Genomic DNA, 20,933 nt, shown 5'->3' with positions numbered 1-20,933 from the left:
ATACATAGTAGTAATCCTCTTCTTAGTCTCTTTCACGTAATAAAAAAGAATAATCCCTACCACTATCGTTTTTTATTTTTGTACACCAGTCCTGTTCGTTGTGAAGATAATTTGAAATATAGTATAATAGAAGTAAAAGTACGTTGCTAGCAAGAGTAATGTTCTGTGGAAAATCGAGGTGGAGAATTTGCAAAGAGTAACCAATTGCGTCTTAATGGAAGGAAATAAAGTTCTTCTCCTGCAAAAACCCAGAAGAGGCTGGTGGGTAGCTCCAGGTGGCAAAATGGAGTTAGGAGAATCGGTGAAGGATACGGTCACTCGTGAATTCCGTGAAGAAACGGGCATATATATTAAAAACCCACAGCTTAAAGGAATCTTTACCTTCATCATACAAGATGGAACAGATATTGTATCAGAATGGATGATGTTTACGTTCTTAGCAACAGATTACCAGGGAACAAATGTCTTGGAATCTGAAGAGGGAACGATAAAATGGCATAATAAAGATGTGATTCAGGAACTGCCAATGGCCCCTGGAGATCATCACATACTGGAATATGTTATAAAGGGAACAGGAATGCTTTATGGTACCTTTACATACACACCTGATTATGAATTACTTTCCTACCGTCTAGATCCGCAATAAAATAGGAAAATCAGATGTGTGGCACATTTTCTTACAAACGTACATGATCGAAAGTGAAAACATGGTAACGTAAAATAAATGACGAGTGAAGAAAGAGGGGAGGATATGAAATGACCATTGAACAAACGGAACAACAAACACCGCAGGAAGTGCAAATGGTGATTATTACAGGTATGTCTGGGGCTGGAAAAACAGTTGCCATTCAAAGCTTTGAGGACTTGGGTTATTTCTGCGTGGACAACTTGCCTCCAACTTTGTTGCCGAAATTTTTAGAGCTAATGAAAGAGTCAGGCTCGAAAATGAATAAAGTGGCACTTGTTATGGACCTTCGAGGAAGAGAATTTTTTGATAGCTTGTTTGAAGCACTTGACGATTTAGCAGAGAATGCATGGTTAACACCGCATATCTTATTTTTGGATGCAAAAGATTCAACACTTGTAACGCGATACAAGGAAACAAGACGTTCCCACCCATTGGCATCAAAGGGTCTACCTTTAGAAGGTATCGGTCTTGAACGGGAGCTTCTTGAAGAGTTAAAAGGTAGAGCACAGCTTATCTATGATACATCAGAGCTGAAGCCCAGAGAGCTGAGAGAAAAGATTCTAAAACAGTTCTCCTCAAGTGTCGAGCATACATTTACAGTAAATGTTACATCATTCGGATTTAAATACGGAATTCCTATTGATGCAGATCTTGTCTTTGATGTACGCTTTTTACCTAACCCGCATTACATTGATCATATGAGACCGAAAACAGGTTTGCAGGAAGAGGTTTCTTCCTATGTTCTAAAGTGGAATGAAACACAGAAGTTTTTAGAAAAGCTCCAGGACTTGCTTACGTTTATGTTGCCTTATTATAAACGTGAGGGAAAAAGTCAACTCGTTGTAGCGATTGGATGTACAGGAGGACAACATCGCTCAGTAACATTAGCTGAATACATTGCCAATTACTATAAAAATGATTATCACACTCAAGTTTCACATCGGGACATTGAGAAAAGAAAGCATCACTAAGTAATGGCTGAAACATTACCAAAAGTAGTCATTATTGGCGGCGGTACAGGATTATCGGTATTATTAAGAGGATTAAAGAAATTTCCTGTTGATATTACTGCCATTGTAACGGTTGCCGATGATGGCGGGAGCTCAGGTAGGCTCCGAAATGAGTTAAATATCCCACCTCCTGGAGATATTCGCAATGTATTAGCGGCATTATCAGATGTTGAGCCCCTCGTTGAAGAGCTGTTTCAGCATCGTTTTAATAAAGGAAACAATTTAATTGGTCATTCCTTAGGAAACTTAATCCTGGCAGCAATGACCAACATTACCGGCGACTTTGTTCATGCGATCAGGGAAATGAGCACCGTGCTAAATGTGCGGGGCAAAGTCTTACCAGCCGCAAACACAAGTGTCATTTTAAATGCGGAAATGGAAGACGGAACCGTTGTTTCCGGAGAATCAAAGATTCCATTTTCAGGGAAGAAGATCAAGCGGGTTTTCCTAAGTCCTAGTAAGATTGAGCCGCTTCCGGAAACAGTCGAGGTCATTCGGGAAGCTGATTTAATTATCATCGGCCCCGGCAGTTTGTACACGAGTATTTTACCGAATCTGCTTGTTCCTAAAATTGGGGAAGAGGTTCGCAAAGCCAAAGCAAAAAAAGTGTACATCTGCAATGTCATGACCCAAGCAGGTGAAACATTGGATTTTTCCGCCAGTGATCATGTGAAAGCTTTATATGATCATATGCAGGAAGCATTTATTGATACAATACTTGTCAATGAAGAAGAAATTCCTGCAAACATTAAATCTCTTTATGAGGAAGAACTTGCAAAGCCAGTCCATTATGATATTGAAAAATTGAAATCATTGGGCCTTGAAGTATTAACAGACAAAATTGTGAGTTATGAAAACAATGTGATTAGACATGATACAAATAAGGTAGCGAAGCTATTATATGGAATTCTGCAACAAGAGATGACATGAGTTCCTGGTAAAGAATGGGGGTGCAGAATTGTCATTTGCATCTGAGACGAAAAAAGAATTAACCAACTTAGAATTAAAGCCATGCTGTTTGAAAGCAGAGCTATCAGCACTTATTCGAATGAATGGATCCCTTTCATTTTCTAATCGTATGCTTATTTTAGATATCCAAACTGAAAATGCAGCGATTGCGAGAAGAATTTATACTCTTCTAAAAAAACAATATGAAATCTCAGTAGAACTGCTTGTTCGGAAAAAGATGCGCTTAAAGAAAAATAATGTTTATATTGTGCGCCTTGTTCAACGGGCTAAGGAGATTTTAGAAGACCTCAATATACTTGATGAAGGGTTTACATTTTATAGAAGTATTTCTGAAAACCTGGTGAAGAAGAAATGTTGCAAACGCTCTTATATAAGAGGTGCTTTTCTTGCCGGAGGTTCTGTCAATAATCCGGAAACTTCATCCTATCATCTTGAAATTTTCTCACAATATAAGGAACATAATGATTCCCTTTGTGAGTTAATGAATACATTTGAATTAAACAGTAAAACGCTTGAACGTAAAAAAGGATTTATCACCTACTTAAAGGAAGCCGAGAAGATCACAGAGTTTTTAAATATTATCGGCGCTCATCAGGCATTACTTCGATTTGAGGATGTTCGAATTGTTCGGGATATGAGGAATTCTGTTAACCGTTTAGTTAACTGTGAAACAGCCAATCTAAACAAAACAATAGGAGCCGCCCTTAGACAAGTCGAAAATATCCGCTATATCGATAATAAAATCGGGTTAGATGCATTACCAGATAAATTGCGGGAAATCGCGAAACTTCGAGTTGAGTACCAAGATGTTACGTTAAAAGAGCTTGGAGAAATGGTATCAAGCGGTACAATTAGCAAATCAGGCATTAATCATCGTTTAAGAAAGCTAGACGAAATAGCTGAACAACTTAGATCAGGCCAGCCGTTATCTATAAAATAATTAAAAAGAGAAGAGGAGATTACAATGGTTGAAAAGCAAGTTGAAGTAAATCTAAAAACAGGTTTACAGGCACGTCCAGCAGCGTTATTCGTTCAAGAAGCAAATCGTTTTGCATCAGATATTTTTTTAGAGAAAGATGGAAAAAAGGTAAACGCAAAGAGCATCATGGGGTTAATGAGTTTAGCTGTTAGTTCCGGAGCAGAAATCAATCTAATTGCGGAAGGCAGCGATGAGCAGGAAGCTGTAGAAGCACTTGAGAAATTTGTTCAACAGGAAAGTTAATGAAAAGACACACCGAAAGGTTTTTAGACCGGTGTGTCTTTCTTTTTTGCAGAGTAAGAAAGTATAAAATTTGTACTTAGTTTTAGTGTCTAGCTCCAGGCGCCATCGGCTCTAGGGTCTAGTCAAATAGGAATTGAAGGCAAAAAACGCCTTCTATTCCTATTCGCCTTATGCTTGTCGCCGAATGCTTAGCGCCTTGCGCTTTTCTAAAATAAAAAAGCTAAAACCATCCGGCTTTAGCTTTTCTCTAACATTATTTCCCTAACGTATTACGATCCAATACTTTATCAATTAAACCATACTCAAGCGCACGTTCAGCTGTCATAAAGTTATCACGCTCTGTATCACGCTCGATCACATCTAATGATTGACCAGTACGATCAGATAGAATTTTGTTTAATTTATCACGTAGGAACAAGATACGTTTTGCAGCAATTTCAATTTCAGTTGCCTGACCTTGAGCACCGCCAAGTGGTTGGTGAATCATAACTTCAGAGTTAGGAAGAGCATAGCGTTTTCCTTTGTCACCGGCTGCAAGTAAGAATGCGCCCATTGAAGCTGCCATACCGATACAAATTGTAGAAACACTTGGTTTAATAAATTGCATCGTATCATAAATTGCCATACCAGCCGTAATAGATCCACCCGGGCTGTTAATGTAGATCGAGATATCTTTTTCCGGATCTTCTGCTTCCAGGAAAAGCAGCTGAGAAACGATAGAGTTTGCTACATTATCGTCAATTGCACTACCAAGCATAATGATGCGGTCTTTTAAAAGACGGGAGTAGATGTCATAAGCACGCTCACCACGGTTTGTTTGTTCAATAACTGTAGGGATTAAATTCATTTTTTGTATTCCTCCTTTAATATAAGAAAGATTTTTCGTCCTAAAAGAAAATTTAGATACTATGTAATCCTTTAAGACTTAACACATAGACATAAAACAAAAGGTAAAACTTTATGTATCTCCATCATACAACTAAGGTCAATAAAGGTCAAACGAAAAGACCAAAGCAGCACAATGAATTTTTTAAAATGCATATCTACGTGTTCCTCTTACTATCCTATGTATGGTAATAGCATAACATGTAAACATGTTTCCCACATTTTTCTGATTATAAACTACATGAAATGGATGCTTCATGACCAAATAGAACGTTTATCTAAAATGGTTTGAAGCTTTTTAAGCTAAATACTTGAAAAGACAGTTGAAATTAAGTGGAAGTTGCCGTATAATTTTTCGTACTGACATATTATTGTGCGCTCGTAGCTCAGTTGGATAGAGCGGTGGTTTCCGGTACCACGTCTGTCGGGGGTTCGAATCCCTTCGAGCGCGTCAAAATAGCAAGGGTTTGAGTTGATCTCAGGCCCTTGCTATTTTTTTGTCCATGTAAAAGATTCCCTTCCTTAAAGTTCCATTGTAAATTTCTTAATAAATTCATTAACCCTTATTCGTTTTAAACCGATATATATACTATCTAATTAAAAGGGAGTATATATCTGATGAAAAGTTTGAAGTTTAAGCTTGGAACTAAAATTAATATGATGGTTTTAGGTATGATTATGATGTTATCAACTGTTATTGGGTTCGTTGTAGTAAAAGAAATTACTTCAGGTATTGAATCATTTGCTACTGAAAAGGCCAAAGGTGACTTGGAACTTGCTTACAGGTATTTAGATAATAAATATCCAGGTGACTGGGAAATTAAAAATAAGAAGCTTTACAAAGGCGATACATTAATGAACGACAACTATGAATTTATTGATAATATCGGAGAAGATACGGGTGATACAGTCACTTTGTTTCAGCATGATACAAGAATTGCGACTAATGTTATGCAAAATGGTGAACGTGCAATAGGTACCCAAGTGTCAAAAGAGGTTGCTGATGTAGTTTTAAAAAAAGGTGAAAACTACTATGGCGAGGCAAATGTAGCAGGGAGTATATACCAAACTGCGTATATGCCGATTAATAATGCCAGCGGAGAGGCAATTGGGATCTTTTATGTAGGAGCATCTCAAGAAATAATTAAAGGTATAGTCGATGGTTTTATGAAAACATTTTCACTTGTACTAGTAGTCAGTATTTTGTTGGCTAGTATAGTGGTGTACTTGTTTACGAATAGAATAAAAAAGCGTCTAGCCAAAGTAACCTCTGCGATGCTACTTGCGGGTGAAGGAAACTTTACAACTAGGATTAAAGATCAGACTGGTGATGAGTTGAGTACCCTTACAAACAGTTATAACCTGATGGCCGATGATCTAAAAAAACTATTAAATGAAGTAATCGTTACATCTGAACAAGTTGCATCTTCTGCTGAAGAGTTGACTGCAAGTTCAGAAGAAACAAGTAAAGCAACGGAAACGATTACTGATTCAATTCAAAAAGTAGCAAGTGGAGCAGAAAGTTCAACTATAAGTGTTCAGGAAAGTTCTACAGCTTTAGATGAAGTCGCAAGAGGAGTTCAATCAATTGCTGACAACGCTCAGTCTATATCAGAGTTCAGTTCAGAGGCGACTACTAAAGCCAAAGAAGGGGGAGCTTTTGTAGAAAAAACTGTCATGCAAATTCAGTCAATCAGCAAATCTGTCTCCGTAAGTGGTGATGTTATTAAGTCTTTGGAGAACCGATCCAGAGAGATTGGTGAAATAACTAAAGCCATTTCTTCAATTGCAGGACAGACCAACCTGCTTGCTTTAAATGCTGCAATCGAAGCAGCAAGAGCAGGTGAGCATGGAAAGGGGTTTGCTGTAGTTGCGGATGAAGTAAGGAAATTAGCAGAACAGTCAGAACAGTCATCTTCACAAATTTCAGGTTTAATTTTAGAAATTCAACAGGATATGACTCGTTCAAACCAGTCAATGGAACAAGTTTCTTTAGAGGTAGCAGAGGGACTTAGTATCGTACAGCAAACAGAAGGCAATTTTCATGAAATTCTTATATTCATGAATAAGCTTTCAGGTGAAATTCAAAATATGGCTGCAACAGCACAAGAAATTTCAGCTAGCACAGAACAAGTATCAGCTACTGCAAATGGAATTGCTAGTATATCAGCTGATACTGCAGAGCACTCCCAGAATGTAGCGGCATCTGCTGAGGAACAATTGGCTTCTATGGAAGAAATAACAGCTTCAGCAAACAGTCTATCTGCGCTGGCGGAGGATTTACAAAGGTTGGTAAGTAAATTCAACGTATAACGATTAGTTAGGTTTTTTGGTCCTTAAGTATGTCATAAGAATCTATAGCTTAACGTAAGAAAGGTATATCTCCCCACACCTCTGTTACATACTGGTGCTAAAGGAGGTGTACCTAATGCACGAGAACCTATACATCCAAAACGCAAAAGCAGTTATTTTATCTTCCTTACTAAATGGACAAATACCATCCGCAGAAGCGTGTCATCTCACAAAAGAAGAGTTTGGGAGAATTTGCGAAGAACTATATAGTGAAGGGCACTTAATGAGGACAAACTTAGGGAATGTCCTTAATGCAGAAGTATCGAATAAGGGATTTAGCTATCTTCATACTATTACAGAAGCCTAAAAACCATACAATAAGGTTTTTGGGCTTTCTGTTTTCTTTTTTTAAAGAAAAGTGACAACATGTCACTTTTTCTATTGACTTATGACACCGTGTCATTATATAATTTCTCTTGCGGTCAATTGTGACACAGTGTCACCTTGTTGGAGAGGAAGTGTAAAATATGCCTAAACAAACATTTTTTCAAATATCAAAAGAAAAACAGGATACATTAATTCAAGCGGCTAAAGAGGAGTTTTCCAGAGTTCCGCTCCATGAAGCATCCATTGCTAATATTATTAAAAGTGCCGGAATTCCCAGAGGTAGCTTTTATCAATATTTTGAGGATAAAGAGGATTTATTTTATTATCTAACAAACCAGTTGATTCAAAGAAATAATGAACGATTTATCACGATATTAAAGGACAAAAACGGAGATATATTTGAGGCATTCATTGAATTGTTTCAATTAGTGATTAAGAACCAAAGAAAGCAGGAGTATAAAAACTTCTTTAAAAATGTGTTTCTCAATATGAATTACAAGTTGGAAAACAAACTGGCAGATCATATGTACGAAAACAAGAAAAAGCAGTACCAAAGCATCCTGGCTTTAATCAATCGGGACCAGTTGAATATTAAAAATGAAGAAGAACTGCAGCAGGTTGTTAAAATTCTAAGATCAATCACCTCTCAAAATTTTGTTCATGTGTTTGGTCAGGATCTGACGAATGAAGAAGCGTTAAGAACCTATATGGCACAAATTGAGTTACTTAAAAGAGGACTTTATAAGAAAGAATACTAAAAGTATTACTATAGGAAAGAAGGTTATATGATGGAAGAAACATTACAACAAAAGAAACCGCCATATTTAATGATAGCCATTTTATTTATTGGAGCATTTGTTTCATTTTTAAATAACTCACTTTTAAATGTGGCATTACCGTCTATGATGGTGGACTTGGGAATTAAGGATTATTCAACAATCCAATGGCTTGCTACTGGTTATATGCTTGTCAGTGGTGTATTAATTCCGGCTTCGGCCTTTTTACTCACAAGATTTTCCAACCGCAGCTTGTTTATTACATCGATGATTATCTTTACGTTAGGTACAGCATTAGCAGCATTTTCACCTAACTTCAGTTTATTACTTACAGGACGTATGATTCAAGCAGCAGGTTCTTCTGTAATGGGACCTTTATTAATGAATGTTATGCTTGTCAGCTTCCCTCGTGAAAAACGTGGTGCAGCAATGGGTGTTTTTGGATTAGTTATGATTACTGCTCCGGCAATTGGACCAACTTTATCAGGTTATATTGTTGAACACTATGACTGGCGTTTGCTATTTGAAATGATTTTACCATTAGCTGTTATTACACTATTATTAGCGTTCTTTAAATTCCAAAATGTAATGGAACAAAACAAGGAAGCTAAGCTTGATTATTTCTCAGTTGTTTTATCTTCAATTGGTTTTGGCGGTCTATTATATGGTTTCAGTTCTGCAAGTTCAGATGGCTGGTCAGATCCAATCGTTTTAACGACTCTGATCGCTGGTGTAATTGCTTTAGTGGTTTTCGTTGTTCGTCAATTGAAAATGGAGAAACCATTATTGGATTTACGCGTTTATAAATATCCAATGTTTGCACTTGGTTCAGTTATTATGATTGTGAATGCAGTAGCCATGTTTTCCGGAATGATTTTAACACCTGCTTATGTGCAAAATGTTAGAGGTATTTCACCGCTTGATTCAGGACTAATGATGTTACCTGGTGCGATTATTATGGGATTGATGTCGCCAATTACAGGTAAGTTATTTGATAAATTTGGACCGCGTGTTCTTGCAGTATTAGGCTTATCGGTAACAGCCGTTTCCACGTACATGTTAGCAAATGTACAGCTTGACACTAGTTATGGTCATATCATTTTCATATACTCCCTTCGTATGTTTGGGATGTCAATGGTTATGATGCCAATTATGACAAATGGGTTAAATCAATTACCAACCGTATTAAACCCGCATGGTACTGCTGTTAATAATACAGTTCAACAGGTGTCCGGTTCCATTGGAACAGCTATTCTTGTAACGATCATGAACTCTGTAACAACATCAGAAGCAGAAAACTTAATGTCTGGTGTAGATCCAACAACATTAACTGCTTCTAGTCAGGCATTATTAATGCAGAAATCTTTATTAGCGGGAATTCAATATTCATTCTACGTTACTTTAGTTATAAATATATTGGCAATTGTATTATCTATCTTTGTAAAACGTGTAGATACGAGCAAAGAAGCTATTCAGAAATTAAATAATGAGGCTAAACCGCAGATGAAGCCTAAGACGATATAATATGGAGAGTCGATTCCTTTAAGGGGATCGGCTCTTCTTTTGTGTTATGCGGAGATGCGGTGGAGGTGGCGAAATGTGTCAAGTTTTGTCTAATAGGAAATAAAATTTGAAAATCGAAAATATATCTCCAAAATCGAAAATAAAATACGAAAATCGCAAATAAATTCCCGGAATCGTAAATAAAATAATATTTGCCAGGAACAATACGTATGTATTCCAGCACTATACATAAACTTGGTAAAGAAAATACTTGTGTAATAGAATCATTGATTAGTAAAATAAAACTGTAAGCGTTTTCTATGACAATCAGAACATTTTTCAACCTCATTGTGTAGACTATTATTGGGAGGAAACTAAAATGAAAATGGATTTAGTGCAACAACAGGGGTTAAAACTTAATATGACTCAAGAACTGCAACAAGCCATCTCACTTTTGCAATATTCCTCGGCAGATTTGCTTTCATATGTGCGAGAGCTTACGCTAGAAAATCCTCTAATTGAAGTAAAGGAGAGCAGGCAGTCGCCTTTTCGACAGTCAAGATCTTCCTCAAACAAACAATCCTTCATTGAAAATACCGTAAAAGAAAAAACAAATCTTCGTGATCATCTGCGCCATCAGTTGATTGATTTCTCATTATCAAAGCAAGATCGGTCTTGCCTTGAACTGCTTATTAATGCATTGGATTCAAACGGGTATATAAAAGACTCACTAGAAGAACTGGCTCTTATCATGAATATAGACGAAGAAGTACTTGAAAGTAAATTGTATTTTCTTCAAAGCTTAGAACCGGCAGGGGTCGGTGCCCGTTCTCTTCAGGAGTGCATTTTACTGCAACTAAGACGACTACAAACCAGAAATCAACTGGCGGAAACGATTATCTCAGACCATTTTCGTTTATTTGCTGAAAAATCGTGGAAGGAACTTTCCAAGATCTTAAAAATAAAAATGACTCAAATACAAGAAATTCATGAAATCATTAAGCAACTGGAACCTAGGCCTGGGTTGAAGTATGGAGTGGATGAAAGCACATATGTGACACCTGATATGATGATAAAAGAAGTAAATGGTACCTGGCATATCATGTACAATGATAAAATCATACCGCAACTAATGGTTCATGATCCTTCTGTGGCGAGCGGCTCGTTTACAATTGATAAAGAAGCGAAAAGTTATTACGCCAAAAATGTCACTCAAGGTAAATGGCTGGTGCGGGCAATTGAACAAAGAAAAGAAACAATGATCAATGTAATGAATGAAATTTTAAAAAGACAAAGTGATTTTTTCATTAAAGGGAAAAGTGCATTAAAGCCCTTAACATTAAAGGATATTGCAGATACATTAGACATCCATGAATCAACTGTCAGTCGTACGGTGAAAGACAAATTTGTGCAAACTCCACATGGACTGATGAATATGAAGTCTTTTTTCTCAACAAAGTTATCAGAAGATCAAGGAGATGTTTCTGCTTCTTCAGTTAAATTGAGGCTTAAGGAAGTGATAGATTCAGAGAATAAGAAAAAGCCGTTGTCAGATCAAAAAATAGCCAATACACTTAAAACGTTGTATGATATTGATATTTCCAGAAGAACGGTAACAAAATATCGTGAGCAATTAACTATCCCAACGTCTTCAATAAGGAAAGAATATTAATAACGAATGGAAGTGCTAAGCAGCTGTGAAGAAAGTAATCTTTTATTCAAAAGAGAACTGTTCGTTATGTGATAAAGGATTGGCCATTATTCACGAACTACAAGAAGAGTTTGATTTTGAGTATGAAGTAGTCGATATTTATCAAGATGATGAGCTTTTGGAGAAGTTTCAAATTATGATTCCAGTCGTAGAAATAGAAGAAGAAGTGGTCACATACGGAATTTTGGATAAAGATTCCATAAGAAAGCGATTACTTTAAAAAGTCGGTAAACATTTCTTGAATATGCCATTTTCCCCTGTTAAAATATAAATATGGCAAGGGAGATTTTTTTTTGAGATGGTGGGACATAATACGTCACAGAGGGACCATTTTAGTCCATATCGACTCAGAGAGGGATAGCAAAAATGAAATCACTTATCACAGTACAAAAAAAATTATTGCCTGACCTGTTGCAGGTTATGCAAAAACGCTATCAAATCCTACAGTACATACGATTAATGCAGCCGATTGGACGCAGAAGTCTCTCAATTAGCCTGGGCATTACTGAAAGAATTCTAAGAAATGAAGTTCAGTTTCTGAAGGATCAAAATCTGATTGACATTCAAACTTCAGGTATGACCTTGACAGATGAGGGAACGTCTTTACTAATTCACCTCGAAGAAATGATGAAAGATGTTTTAGGATTGTCTTCTTTGGAAAATACATTAAAGGAGAGATTCAATTTAAACAGAGTTATTGTTGTCTCAGGTGATAGTGATCAATCTCCATGGGTTAAAAAAGAAATGGGAAGAGCATGTGTAACATGTATAAAGGAGCGTTTAACGGGCAATAATATCGTCGCTGTTACCGGTGGAACAACACTTGCAGCAGTTGCCGAAATGATGACTCCCGACAGTAAAATTCGCAATACTTTATTCGTCCCGGCACGTGGAGGATTAGGGGAAACAGTTGAAAACCAGGCGAACACAATTTGTGCCAAAATGGCCGAACGTGCGAGCGGGAATTACAGACTTCTGTATGCACCTGATCAACAACTTAGTAAAGATGCTTACCAGGCCATTATTGAAGAACCGTCGATTAAGGAAACTTTAACAATCTTGAAATCAGCCAGTATGGTCGTTCATGGAATAGGGGACGCTAAAACAATGGCGGAACGTCGAAAAACACCGGAGGAACATCTTCGGAAGATTATCGAAGGAAAGGCTGTTGCGGAAGCATTTGGCTACTATTTTGATCAGCAAGGTGAGATTGTACATAAAGTTCAGACGGTCGGTATTCAATTAGATGACATCGAGGAAATTCCATCTGTTATCGCTGTAGCAGGCGGAGCCTCAAAAGCAAAGGCAATTAAAGCCTATATGAAACAAACGCTGGATTCTGTTCTTATAACAGATGAAGCCGCAGCAAATGAGTTAATAAGGGATTAACACCCCCTGATTATAAAAAGTTCTTCTCATTTTAGAGTAGAACCATTTCTTATGAAAGTGTCCAAGTATAACATTGGACTTAATTAAAGGAGGAAATTAATCATGGCAGTAAAAATCGGTATTAATGGTTTTGGTCGTATTGGACGTAATGTATTCCGTGCAGCTTTAAAAAATCCTAACGTTGACGTAGTAGCAGTTAACGACTTAACAGACGCTAACATGTTAGCTCACCTTTTAAAATATGATACAGTTCACGGAAAATTAGATGCAGAAGTTTCAGTTGACGGTAACAATCTAGTTGTTGACGGAAAAACAATCGAAGTTTCAGCTGAGCGTGACCCAGCGAAATTATCTTGGGGAGCTCAAGGTGTTGAAATCGTTGTTGAATCTACTGGTTTCTTCACTAAACGTGCTGACGCTGCGAAACACTTAGAAGCAGGCGCTAAAAAAGTTATCATTTCTGCTCCAGCAAGCGACGAAGATATCACAATCGTTATGGGTGTTAACGAAGACAAATACGATGCTGCTAGCCACGATGTAATCTCTAACGCATCTTGTACGACTAACTGCTTAGCTCCATTTGCTAAAGTATTAAACGATAAATTCGGTATCAAACGTGGAATGATGACAACTGTTCACTCATACACAAATGACCAACAAATCTTAGACTTACCACATAAAGACTACCGTCGTGCTCGTGCGGCAGCTGAAAACATCATCCCAACTTCAACTGGTGCTGCAAAAGCTGTTTCTCTAGTATTACCTGAGTTAAAAGGTAAATTAAACGGTGGAGCTATGCGTGTTCCAACTCCAAACGTTTCTTTAGTTGACTTAGTTGCAGAGTTAGATAAAGAAGTAACTGTTGACGAAGTAAATGCTGCATTAAAAGAAGCTGCTGAAGGTAACCTAAAAGGTATCCTTGGATACAGCGAAGAGCCATTAGTATCTAGCGATTACAATGGTAACATCAACTCTTCTACAATTGATGCATTATCAACAATGGTAATGGAAGGCCAAATGGTAAAAGTAATCTCTTGGTATGACAACGAAAGTGGTTACTCTAACCGAGTAGTTGACCTTGCTGACTACCTAGCTTCTAAAGGTCTTTAATTCTTAAGAGTTATCGAACTATATAGCTACAAACCAATGGGGAAAGGGGATCATCCCCTTTCCCTGTTTTTGTGAAATTGTGATATTGTGAAATCAATCGGCTATACCTGACCCCTCGCCTAAATGCGGGGGATAGCAAGAGGTTTCAATTCGCATGATAAGTTGTACAATGAGCTATTTAAATAGGGAGGGCTTTTCATGAACAAAAAGTCAGTTAAAGACATTGATGTAAAAGGAAAAGTCGTCTTTTGTCGCGTTGATTTTAACGTACCGATGAAGGATGGACAAGTTACAGATGAAACACGTATTCGTGCAGCTTTACCAACAATTCAATACTTAAGTGAACAAGGTGCAAAAGTTGTACTAGCTAGTCACTTAGGTCGTCCAAAAGGTGAAGTAGTTGAAGAGTTACGCTTAAATGCTGTAGCAGAAAAACTACAAGAGCTTTCGGGTAAAAATGTTGTAAAAACAGATGAAGCTTATGGCGATGCTGTTAAAGCTGAAATTGCAAAATTAGAAGAAGGCGGACTTCTTTTACTAGAAAACGTACGTTTCTATGCTGGGGAAGAGAAAAATGATCCAGAATTAGCAAAAGCATTTGCAGACCTTGCTGATGTTTATGTGAACGATGCGTTCGGAGCAGCTCACCGTGCACATGCTTCTACTGAAGGGATTGCAAAACATATCCCAGCAGTTGCTGGTTTCTTAATGGAAAAAGAGCTTGAAGTATTAGGTAAAGCACTTTCTAATCCTGATCGTCCATTCACAGCGATCATTGGTGGAGCAAAAGTTAAAGATAAAATCGGTGTAATCGATAACTTGCTTGATAAAGTGGACAACTTAATCATCGGTGGCGGATTAGCTTACACATTCATCAAAGCTTTAGGCCATGATGTTGGTAAGTCACTATTAGAAGAAGACAAAATTGATCTAGCGAAATCATACCTTGAAACAGCAAAAGAAAAAGGTGTTAATTTCTACATGCCTGTAGATGTCGTTGTTGCAGATGACTTCTCGAACGATGCAAACACACAAGTTGTATCAATCGACAGCATTCCAAGCGATTGGGAAGGTCTTGATGCAGGTCCTAAAACACGTGAAATCTACGCTGAAGTTATCAAAAACTCTAAGCTTGTGATCTGGAACGGACCAATGGGTGTATTCGAATTAGATACATTCGCAGGTGGTACAAAAGCAGTTGCAGAAGCATTAGCTGAGGCAAATGATACATATTCCGTTATCGGAGGAGGAGATTCAGCTGCCGCTGTCGAAAAGTTCAATTTGGCTGATAAAATGAGCCACATTTCAACTGGCGGTGGAGCATCTCTTGAATTTATGGAAGGTAAAGAGCTTCCAGGTGTAGTTGCATTAAACGATAAATAAAAAACAATACAAAACGTTTGAAAGATGCTGGGTTTGTCGCAGCATCTACCTGACTTCAAACATTTTGTATGCAATGAGGATGGTGTAGGAAATGAGAAAACCAATTATCGCAGGTAACTGGAAAATGAACAAAGTCTCTTCTGAAGCTAGAAGCTTTGTTGAAGAAGTAAAAAGCCTGGTACCTAACGCAGAAAATGTGGACTCAGTAGTTTGTGCTCCAGCTCTATTTTTAGAAAGCCTTGTAGGTTTAACAGAAGGCAGTGACCTAAAAGTAGGTGCACAAAACATGCACTTTGAAGAAAACGGAGCGTTTACTGGCGAAATTAGCCCTGTTGCACTTAAAGATTTAGGTGTTAGCTATTGTGTCTTAGGACACTCTGAGCGCAGAGAAATGTTCGCTGAAACTGATGAAACAGTTAACAAAAAGACTTTAGCTGCATTCAAACATGGTTTAACACCAATCGTTTGCTGTGGTGAGACATTAGAAGAGCGTGAAGCAGGTAAAACAAATGATCTAGTGGGAGACCAAGTAAAGAAAGCTTTACAAGGTTTATCAGAAGATCAAGTAAAAGAAACTGTTATTGCGTATGAGCCAATTTGGGCAATCGGAACTGGCAAATCTTCATCTGCTGAAGATGCAAATGAAGTATGTGCACACATCCGTCAAGTAGTTGCAGAGCAATTTTCTTCTGACGTTGCACAAGCAGTCCGCATTCAATACGGCGGCAGCGTAAAACCGGCTAACATCAAAGAATATATGGCACAGCCTGATATCGATGGTGCATTAGTTGGTGGAGCTAGCTTAGAAGCACAATCTTTCCTTCAACTTTTGGAGGGTAGCAGTAATGAGTAAAGCACCAGTAGCATTAATTATTCTTGACGGATTTGCATGCCGCCAGGAAACACAAGGGAATGCTGTTGCACATGCTAAAAAACCTAACTTTGATCGCTATTGGAATCAGTACCCACACGCTCAACTAACAGCTTCCGGTGAAGCCGTTGGTCTACCTGAAGGGCAAATGGGGAACTCTGAGGTTGGTCACTTAAACATTGGTGCTGGACGCGTCGTGTACCAAAGCTTAACTCGTGTAAATGTTGCGATACGTGAAGGTGAATTTGAGAAAAATGAAACATTCACAGAAGCAATTAATCATGTAAAGAAAACTGGCACAAGCCTTCACCTATTCGGTCTTTTATCTGATGGTGGAGTTCATAGCCATATTCAACATTTATTTGCACTTCTTCAGCTTGCAGCTAAAGAAGGCGTTGAAAAAGTTTACATCCATGGTTTCCTAGATGGTCGTGATGTTGGTCCGAAAACGGCAAAAGTTTACTTGGATGAACTTCAAGCAAAAATCAAAGAATACGGTGTCGGGGAAATTGCCACATTGTCTGGACGCTACTATTCAATGGACCGCGATAAGCGTTGGGATCGTGTAGAAAAGTCTTACCGTGCTATGGTGTATGGTGAAGGTCCTACTTACAGCACACCTGATGAGCTTGTTGAAGATTCTTATAACAATGGGATTTTTGATGAATTCGTCATTCCATCTGTTATGACAAAAGAAGACGGTTCACCTGTAGCTACTATTCAAGACAATGATGCGGTGATTTTCTATAATTTCCGCCCTGACCGTGCGATTCAAATTTCAAACACGTTTACAAATGAAGATTTCCGTTCATTTGATCGTGGAGAAAAACATCCGAAAAACCTTCACTTTGTGTGCTTAACACATTTCAGTGAAACAGTTGACGGATATGTGGCATTCAAGCCAACAAACCTTGATAATACGCTCGGTGAAGTATTATCACAAAACAACCTAACACAGCTTCGAATTGCGGAAACGGAAAAATATCCACATGTTACGTTCTTTATGAGTGGTGGACGTGAAGCGGAATTCCCTGGTGAAGAAAGAATCTTAATTGATTCTCCAAAAGTAGCAACTTATGACTTGAAGCCTGAAATGAGTGCCTACGAAGTAACGGACGCGTTACTAGGCGAAATTGCAGCTGACAAATTTGATGCGATTCTTTTGAACTTTGCTAATCCTGATATGGTTGGGCACTCCGGAATGCTCGAACCAACTATTAAAGCAATCGAAACGGTTGACGAGTGCCTTGGTAAGATTGTTGATGCCATTATCGCTAAAGGCGGTAAAGCGATTATCACAGCTGACCATGGTAACTCAGACGAAGTTGTTACATTACAAGGTGAGCCTATGACAGCTCACACGACAAACCCAGTACCAGTAATTGTTACTGAAGATGGAGTAACTCTTCGTGACGGTGGTATTTTAGGAGATCTGGCACCAACAATGCTTGATCTACTAAACGTTGAAAAACCAGCTGAAATGACTGGAACAACTTTAATTAAAAAGTAAGACCTTTTGCAAAGAAGGGAACCCCAAAGTCGGCCGCAGAGGGGAACCCGGAATGCAGTGATTGAACTAAATATAAATTTTTTATAAAAAGGAGATTAAACAATATGCCATACATTGTAGACGTATATGCTCGTGAAGTATTAGACTCTCGCGGTAACCCAACAGTAGAAGTAGAAGTACACACTGAATCAGGCGCTATGGGACGCGCATTAGTACCAAGTGGTGCTTCAACTGGTGAATATGAAGCAGTTGAGCTTCGTGACGGTGACAAAGAACGCTATCTAGGAAAAGGTGTTCTACAAGCTGTTAAAAACGTAAACGAATTAATCGCTCCAGAATTACTTGGTTTCGAAGTAACTGAGCAAATCGCAATCGACCAAGCGTTAATCGAGCTTGATGGTACAGATAACAAAGGTAAATTAGGTGCGAACGCAATCCTTGGTGTATCTATGGCTGCTGCTCGTGCTGCTGCAGATTACTTACAAGTTCCTTTATACCAATACCTTGGCGGTTTCAGCGCGAAAACTCTTCCAGTACCAATGATGAACATCGTTAACGGTGGAGAGCACGCTGATAACAACGTAGACATTCAAGAATTCATGGTTATGCCTGTAGGTGCTGAAAACTTCCGTGAAGCATTACGTATGGGAGCTGAAATTTTCCACAGCCTAAAATCAGTTCTTTCTGGTAAAGGTCTTAACACAGCTGTAGGTGACGAAGGCGGATTCGCTCCAAACTTAGGTTCTAACGAAGAAGCTCTTCAAACAATCATCGAAGCAATCGAAAAAGCTGGTTACAAACCAGGTGAGCAAGTAATGCTTGCTATGGATGCTGCATCTTCTGAGTTCTACAACAAAGAAGACGGTAAATACCATCTTTCAGGAGAAGGTGTTGTAAAAACGTCTGCTGAAATGGTTGACTGGTACGAAGAAATGGCTTCTAAATACCCAATCATCTCTATCGAAGACGGTTTAGATGAAAACGACTGGGAAGGTCACAAACTATTAACTGAGCGCCTTGGCGGAAAAGTTCAACTTGTTGGTGACGATCTATTCGTTACAAACACGAAAAAACTTGCTGAAGGTATCGAAAAAGGAATCGGTAACTCAATCCTTATCAAAGTTAACCAAATCGGTACACTTACTGAAACATTCGAAGCAATCGAAATGGCTAAACGCGCTGGCTACACAGCAGTTATCTCTCACCGTTCTGGTGAAACTGAAGATACAACAATTGCTGACATCGCAGTTGCAACTAACGCTGGTCAAATCAAAACTGGTGCTCCATCACGTACTGACCGTGTTGCGAAGTACAACCAACTTCTACGTATCGAAGATCAATTACAAGACTCTTCAAGATACGATGGAATCAAAACTTTCTACAACTTAAAAAAATAAGTTGAGTGTGGGAACTGCCGCGGGGTGCGGCGGTTCTTTTTTATTTGTAGAGGGAGGGGCGAATTTTGGCGGAATTTGTCTAATAGTAAATAAGTTGCTGAAAAACGTAAATATATTTTTATAATCGAAAATAAGTTACCAGAATGGAAAATATCATTTCAAAAATAGTAAATAAATTTCACCTTCAAGCAGGACTTCCAGAAAAAACAGAGAACATATCCCGTAAAACCAAATATGGAGTGAGAACATGATCGTAAAAAGCCACGAAGTTCCCCGTATTATTCTTCAGTTAGAGGCCTTAGTCAAAAGACTGCCGCAAAACCATCCGAAAATCCCGCAAATTATTGGAGATTTAAACATCAGAAATGCTGGTTTCAGAGGAGAGCTAGCAATAGATTATCCACTTAGTTTCCTCAACGAAAAAGACTACTCTATTTTTCACGATTTACGATTAAAAACGAAAAAACATTATTTTCAATTAGATACCCTGATTTTAAACCCGAAAGTGGCAATCATACTGGAGGTGAAAAATTATTCAGGCACGATCCACTTTGAACCAGGATTTAAACAGCTTATCCAAACAAAAGATGGAATTGAAAAAGGATATCCCTATCCTCTGACACAACTAGAACGACATGAGTTACAGCTGAAAGAGTGGCTTCAGCACCAAAAATTAAGGGAAATCAACATTAGTTCACTTGTTGTCATTAGCAACTCTTATACTATCATCAGCACTTCTACTGAAGAGAAATCCCTCTATCAAAAAATAATCCATAAAGAAGAGTTACCCACCAAAATCCCAAAGTTAGTCAATTCCCAACAAAACCAACCACTTGAAGAAAAAGAGCTTAAAAAGATATCTCGCCTACTACTTAAACAACATACTGAAAGAGATTCTTCCATATTGGAACGTTATCAAATCGATCATAATGAACTAATAAAAGGAGCAATCTGCAAGAATTGCGGCACACCCCCACTAATAAGAATTAAAGCCAATTGGCATTGTACCACATGTAATAGAAAAGATAAGCTAGCCCATTTACGTGCTCTTGATGATTATAAATTGCTTATTAAACCAACAATAACGAATAGTGAATTAAGAAATTTTCTAGGGGTAAATTCTATCGCAACAGCTAATAGGATACTTCAGTCAATGAACCTAATGTATGATGGAGAAAAGAAGGGAAGGGTGTATTACTTGTAGAAGGAAGCAAAGGGCGGATCTTGTCGAAAAAGCTCTAATAGTAAATAAATTTCGATAATCGAAAATATAATCGTAGAATCGAAAATAAATCCTCAAAATAGTAATTAAAATCACAAAATCGAAAATAAACCAGCAATTTCAGGACTTCAGCCTGAACTAATCTCATAATCCTAACTTAATATTGTATCCCACCCCCACTTATGGTACATTTAAACTATCTATTTGTGCGCATTCTCAGGAGGTGTCAATTCATGCATACAGCATTAATTATTCTACTTGTTCTTGTATCGATTGCTTTGATTACGGTTGTGTTATTACAATCTGGTAAAAGCGCAGGGTTATCAGGTGCGATCTCTGGTGGTGCCGAGCAGCTTTTTGGTAAGCAAAAGGCTCGTGGTTTGGACTTAGTTTTACACCGCGCAACGATTGTATTATCCGTATTATTCTTTGTTTTGACAGTTTTAGTGGCGTATATCGTACAATAATGATAAAGATTAAGGGTCTGTGAAACAGGCTCTTTTTTTATTAGGTGTCAACCTCAGGTCAGTTTGTTTAAAATAGTATACATACAGGAAGTAATACTCACAGCCCTATTGGGTTAAACTAAATAAAAGTAGTAGAAGGAG

20 protein-coding genes and 1 tRNA gene are annotated in these 20,933 nt (G+C 38.0%); 20 read left to right on the top strand and 1 reads right to left on the bottom strand.

Going from position 1 to position 20,933, the window contains the following annotated elements; all coding sequences use genetic code 11:
* Positions 1-187: 187 nt before the first annotated feature.
* From BK577_RS03615 to BK577_RS03595, 5 genes are all read left to right on the top strand, one after another.
* On the top strand, positions 188-646 hold the full coding sequence (locus BK577_RS03615) for an 8-oxo-dGTP diphosphatase (protein ID WP_078431662.1): 459 nt from the start codon (positions 188-190) through the stop codon (positions 644-646).
* Positions 647-756: 110 nt separating this feature from the next.
* Positions 757-1,659, top strand: a complete 903-nt coding sequence (rapZ, locus tag BK577_RS03610; protein ID WP_078431661.1) for an RNase adapter RapZ — start codon at positions 757-759, stop codon at positions 1,657-1,659.
* 3 nt (positions 1,660-1,662) lie between these two features.
* A complete protein-coding gene (locus BK577_RS03605; RefSeq protein WP_078431660.1) occupies positions 1,663-2,628 on the top strand; it encodes a gluconeogenesis factor YvcK family protein in 966 nt (321 codons plus the stop codon).
* 28 nt (positions 2,629-2,656) lie between these two features.
* Positions 2,657-3,607, top strand: a complete 951-nt coding sequence (whiA, locus tag BK577_RS03600) for a DNA-binding protein WhiA (protein ID WP_078431659.1) — start codon at positions 2,657-2,659, stop codon at positions 3,605-3,607.
* 24 nt (positions 3,608-3,631) lie between these two features.
* Positions 3,632-3,889: an HPr family phosphocarrier protein gene (locus BK577_RS03595; protein ID WP_078431658.1), complete on the top strand. Its 258-nt coding sequence runs from the start codon at positions 3,632-3,634 to the stop codon at positions 3,887-3,889.
* Between the two features lie 253 nt (positions 3,890-4,142).
* On the opposite strand, the gene clpP is transcribed toward BK577_RS03595, so the two are convergent.
* Positions 4,143-4,736 carry an ATP-dependent Clp endopeptidase proteolytic subunit ClpP gene (gene clpP / locus BK577_RS03590; protein WP_078431657.1) on the bottom strand — a complete coding sequence of 198 codons (594 nt, stop codon included), beginning with the start codon at positions 4,734-4,736 and terminating at the stop codon, positions 4,143-4,145.
* A gap of 413 nt (positions 4,737-5,149) precedes the next feature.
* Between clpP and BK577_RS03585 the strand changes: the two genes are divergently transcribed.
* From BK577_RS03585 to secG, 15 genes are all read left to right on the top strand, one after another.
* Positions 5,150-5,225, top strand: a tRNA-Arg gene (locus BK577_RS03585).
* Positions 5,226-5,392: 167 nt separating this feature from the next.
* On the top strand, positions 5,393-7,087 hold the full coding sequence (locus tag BK577_RS03580; RefSeq protein WP_078431656.1) for a methyl-accepting chemotaxis protein: 1,695 nt from the start codon (positions 5,393-5,395) through the stop codon (positions 7,085-7,087).
* A 115-nt stretch (positions 7,088-7,202) separates the two neighbouring features.
* On the top strand, positions 7,203-7,433 hold the full coding sequence (locus BK577_RS03575) for a hypothetical protein (protein ID WP_078431655.1): 231 nt from the start codon (positions 7,203-7,205) through the stop codon (positions 7,431-7,433).
* Between the two features lie 160 nt (positions 7,434-7,593).
* Positions 7,594-8,211 carry a TetR/AcrR family transcriptional regulator gene (locus BK577_RS03570; RefSeq protein WP_078431654.1) on the top strand — a complete coding sequence of 206 codons (618 nt, stop codon included), beginning with the start codon at positions 7,594-7,596 and terminating at the stop codon, positions 8,209-8,211.
* Between the two features lie 30 nt (positions 8,212-8,241).
* Positions 8,242-9,753, top strand: coding sequence for a DHA2 family efflux MFS transporter permease subunit (locus BK577_RS03565; RefSeq protein WP_078431653.1), 1,512 nt, complete (start codon positions 8,242-8,244; stop codon positions 9,751-9,753).
* A gap of 358 nt (positions 9,754-10,111) precedes the next feature.
* Positions 10,112-11,404 (top strand): RNA polymerase factor sigma-54, encoded by a 1,293-nt coding sequence (gene rpoN, locus BK577_RS03560; protein ID WP_078431652.1) that lies wholly within the window; start codon positions 10,112-10,114, stop codon positions 11,402-11,404.
* Between the two features lie 25 nt (positions 11,405-11,429).
* Positions 11,430-11,663 (top strand): glutaredoxin family protein, encoded by a 234-nt coding sequence (locus tag BK577_RS03555; protein WP_078431651.1) that lies wholly within the window; start codon positions 11,430-11,432, stop codon positions 11,661-11,663.
* Positions 11,664-11,809: 146 nt separating this feature from the next.
* Entirely contained in the window at positions 11,810-12,832 is a 1,023-nt protein-coding gene (locus BK577_RS03550; protein WP_078431650.1) for a sugar-binding transcriptional regulator, read from the top strand.
* Positions 12,833-12,934: 102 nt separating this feature from the next.
* The gene (gene gap, locus BK577_RS03545) at positions 12,935-13,942 is read left to right on the top strand and encodes a type I glyceraldehyde-3-phosphate dehydrogenase (RefSeq protein WP_026559624.1); all 1,008 of its coding nucleotides are present in this window, start codon (positions 12,935-12,937) and stop codon (positions 13,940-13,942) included.
* A gap of 198 nt (positions 13,943-14,140) precedes the next feature.
* On the top strand, positions 14,141-15,325 hold the full coding sequence (locus BK577_RS03540) for a phosphoglycerate kinase (protein ID WP_078431649.1): 1,185 nt from the start codon (positions 14,141-14,143) through the stop codon (positions 15,323-15,325).
* A 91-nt stretch (positions 15,326-15,416) separates the two neighbouring features.
* Positions 15,417-16,178: a triose-phosphate isomerase gene (tpiA, locus tag BK577_RS03535; protein WP_078431648.1), complete on the top strand. Its 762-nt coding sequence runs from the start codon at positions 15,417-15,419 to the stop codon at positions 16,176-16,178.
* A complete protein-coding gene (gene gpmI / locus BK577_RS03530; RefSeq protein ID WP_078431647.1) occupies positions 16,171-17,706 on the top strand; it encodes a 2,3-bisphosphoglycerate-independent phosphoglycerate mutase in 1,536 nt (511 codons plus the stop codon). Before tpiA ends, gpmI begins: the two co-directional genes overlap by 8 nt.
* Before the next feature lie 104 nt (positions 17,707-17,810).
* Entirely contained in the window at positions 17,811-19,103 is a 1,293-nt protein-coding gene (eno, locus tag BK577_RS03525; RefSeq protein WP_078431646.1) for a phosphopyruvate hydratase, read from the top strand.
* A gap of 247 nt (positions 19,104-19,350) precedes the next feature.
* Positions 19,351-20,307 (top strand): nuclease-related domain-containing protein, encoded by a 957-nt coding sequence (locus BK577_RS03520; RefSeq protein ID WP_078431645.1) that lies wholly within the window; start codon positions 19,351-19,353, stop codon positions 20,305-20,307.
* 251 nt (positions 20,308-20,558) lie between these two features.
* Positions 20,559-20,792 (top strand): preprotein translocase subunit SecG, encoded by a 234-nt coding sequence (gene secG / locus BK577_RS03515; protein WP_026559619.1) that lies wholly within the window; start codon positions 20,559-20,561, stop codon positions 20,790-20,792.
* The last annotated feature ends 141 nt before the right edge of the window (positions 20,793-20,933 follow it).

Origin of the sequence: Metabacillus halosaccharovorans, from assembly GCF_002019635.1 — a bacterium.
Taxonomy (GTDB): domain Bacteria; phylum Bacillota; class Bacilli; order Bacillales; family Bacillaceae; genus Metabacillus; species Metabacillus halosaccharovorans.
The sequence above is the reverse complement of the archived record's forward strand: the minus strand, read 5'-3'. Positions and strand labels throughout refer to the sequence as shown.

Bases quoted from the DNA above. Each gene is read 5' to 3' on its own strand.
- rapZ (WP_078431661.1), top strand. From the start codon at position 757: ATGACCATTGAACAAACGGAACAACAAACACCGCAGGAAGTGCAAATG.
- BK577_RS03605 (WP_078431660.1), top strand. From the start codon at position 1,663: ATGGCTGAAACATTACCAAAAGTAGTCATTATTGGCGGCGGTACAGGA.
- BK577_RS03595 (WP_078431658.1), top strand. From the start codon at position 3,632: ATGGTTGAAAAGCAAGTTGAAGTAAATCTAAAAACAGGTTTACAGGCA.
- clpP (WP_078431657.1), bottom strand. From the start codon at position 4,736: ATGAATTTAATCCCTACAGTTATTGAACAAACAAACCGTGGTGAGCGT.
- BK577_RS03580 (WP_078431656.1), top strand. From the start codon at position 5,393: ATGAAAAGTTTGAAGTTTAAGCTTGGAACTAAAATTAATATGATGGTT.
- BK577_RS03575 (WP_078431655.1), top strand. From the start codon at position 7,203: ATGCACGAGAACCTATACATCCAAAACGCAAAAGCAGTTATTTTATCT.
- BK577_RS03570 (WP_078431654.1), top strand. From the start codon at position 7,594: ATGCCTAAACAAACATTTTTTCAAATATCAAAAGAAAAACAGGATACA.
- BK577_RS03565 (WP_078431653.1), top strand. From the start codon at position 8,242: ATGGAAGAAACATTACAACAAAAGAAACCGCCATATTTAATGATAGCC.
- rpoN (WP_078431652.1), top strand. From the start codon at position 10,112: ATGAAAATGGATTTAGTGCAACAACAGGGGTTAAAACTTAATATGACT.
- BK577_RS03550 (WP_078431650.1), top strand. From the start codon at position 11,810: ATGAAATCACTTATCACAGTACAAAAAAAATTATTGCCTGACCTGTTG.
- gap (WP_026559624.1), top strand. From the start codon at position 12,935: ATGGCAGTAAAAATCGGTATTAATGGTTTTGGTCGTATTGGACGTAAT.
- BK577_RS03540 (WP_078431649.1), top strand. From the start codon at position 14,141: ATGAACAAAAAGTCAGTTAAAGACATTGATGTAAAAGGAAAAGTCGTC.
- tpiA (WP_078431648.1), top strand. From the start codon at position 15,417: ATGAGAAAACCAATTATCGCAGGTAACTGGAAAATGAACAAAGTCTCT.
- gpmI (WP_078431647.1), top strand. From the start codon at position 16,171: ATGAGTAAAGCACCAGTAGCATTAATTATTCTTGACGGATTTGCATGC.
- eno (WP_078431646.1), top strand. From the start codon at position 17,811: ATGCCATACATTGTAGACGTATATGCTCGTGAAGTATTAGACTCTCGC.
- BK577_RS03520 (WP_078431645.1), top strand. From the start codon at position 19,351: ATGATCGTAAAAAGCCACGAAGTTCCCCGTATTATTCTTCAGTTAGAG.
- secG (WP_026559619.1), top strand. From the start codon at position 20,559: ATGCATACAGCATTAATTATTCTACTTGTTCTTGTATCGATTGCTTTG.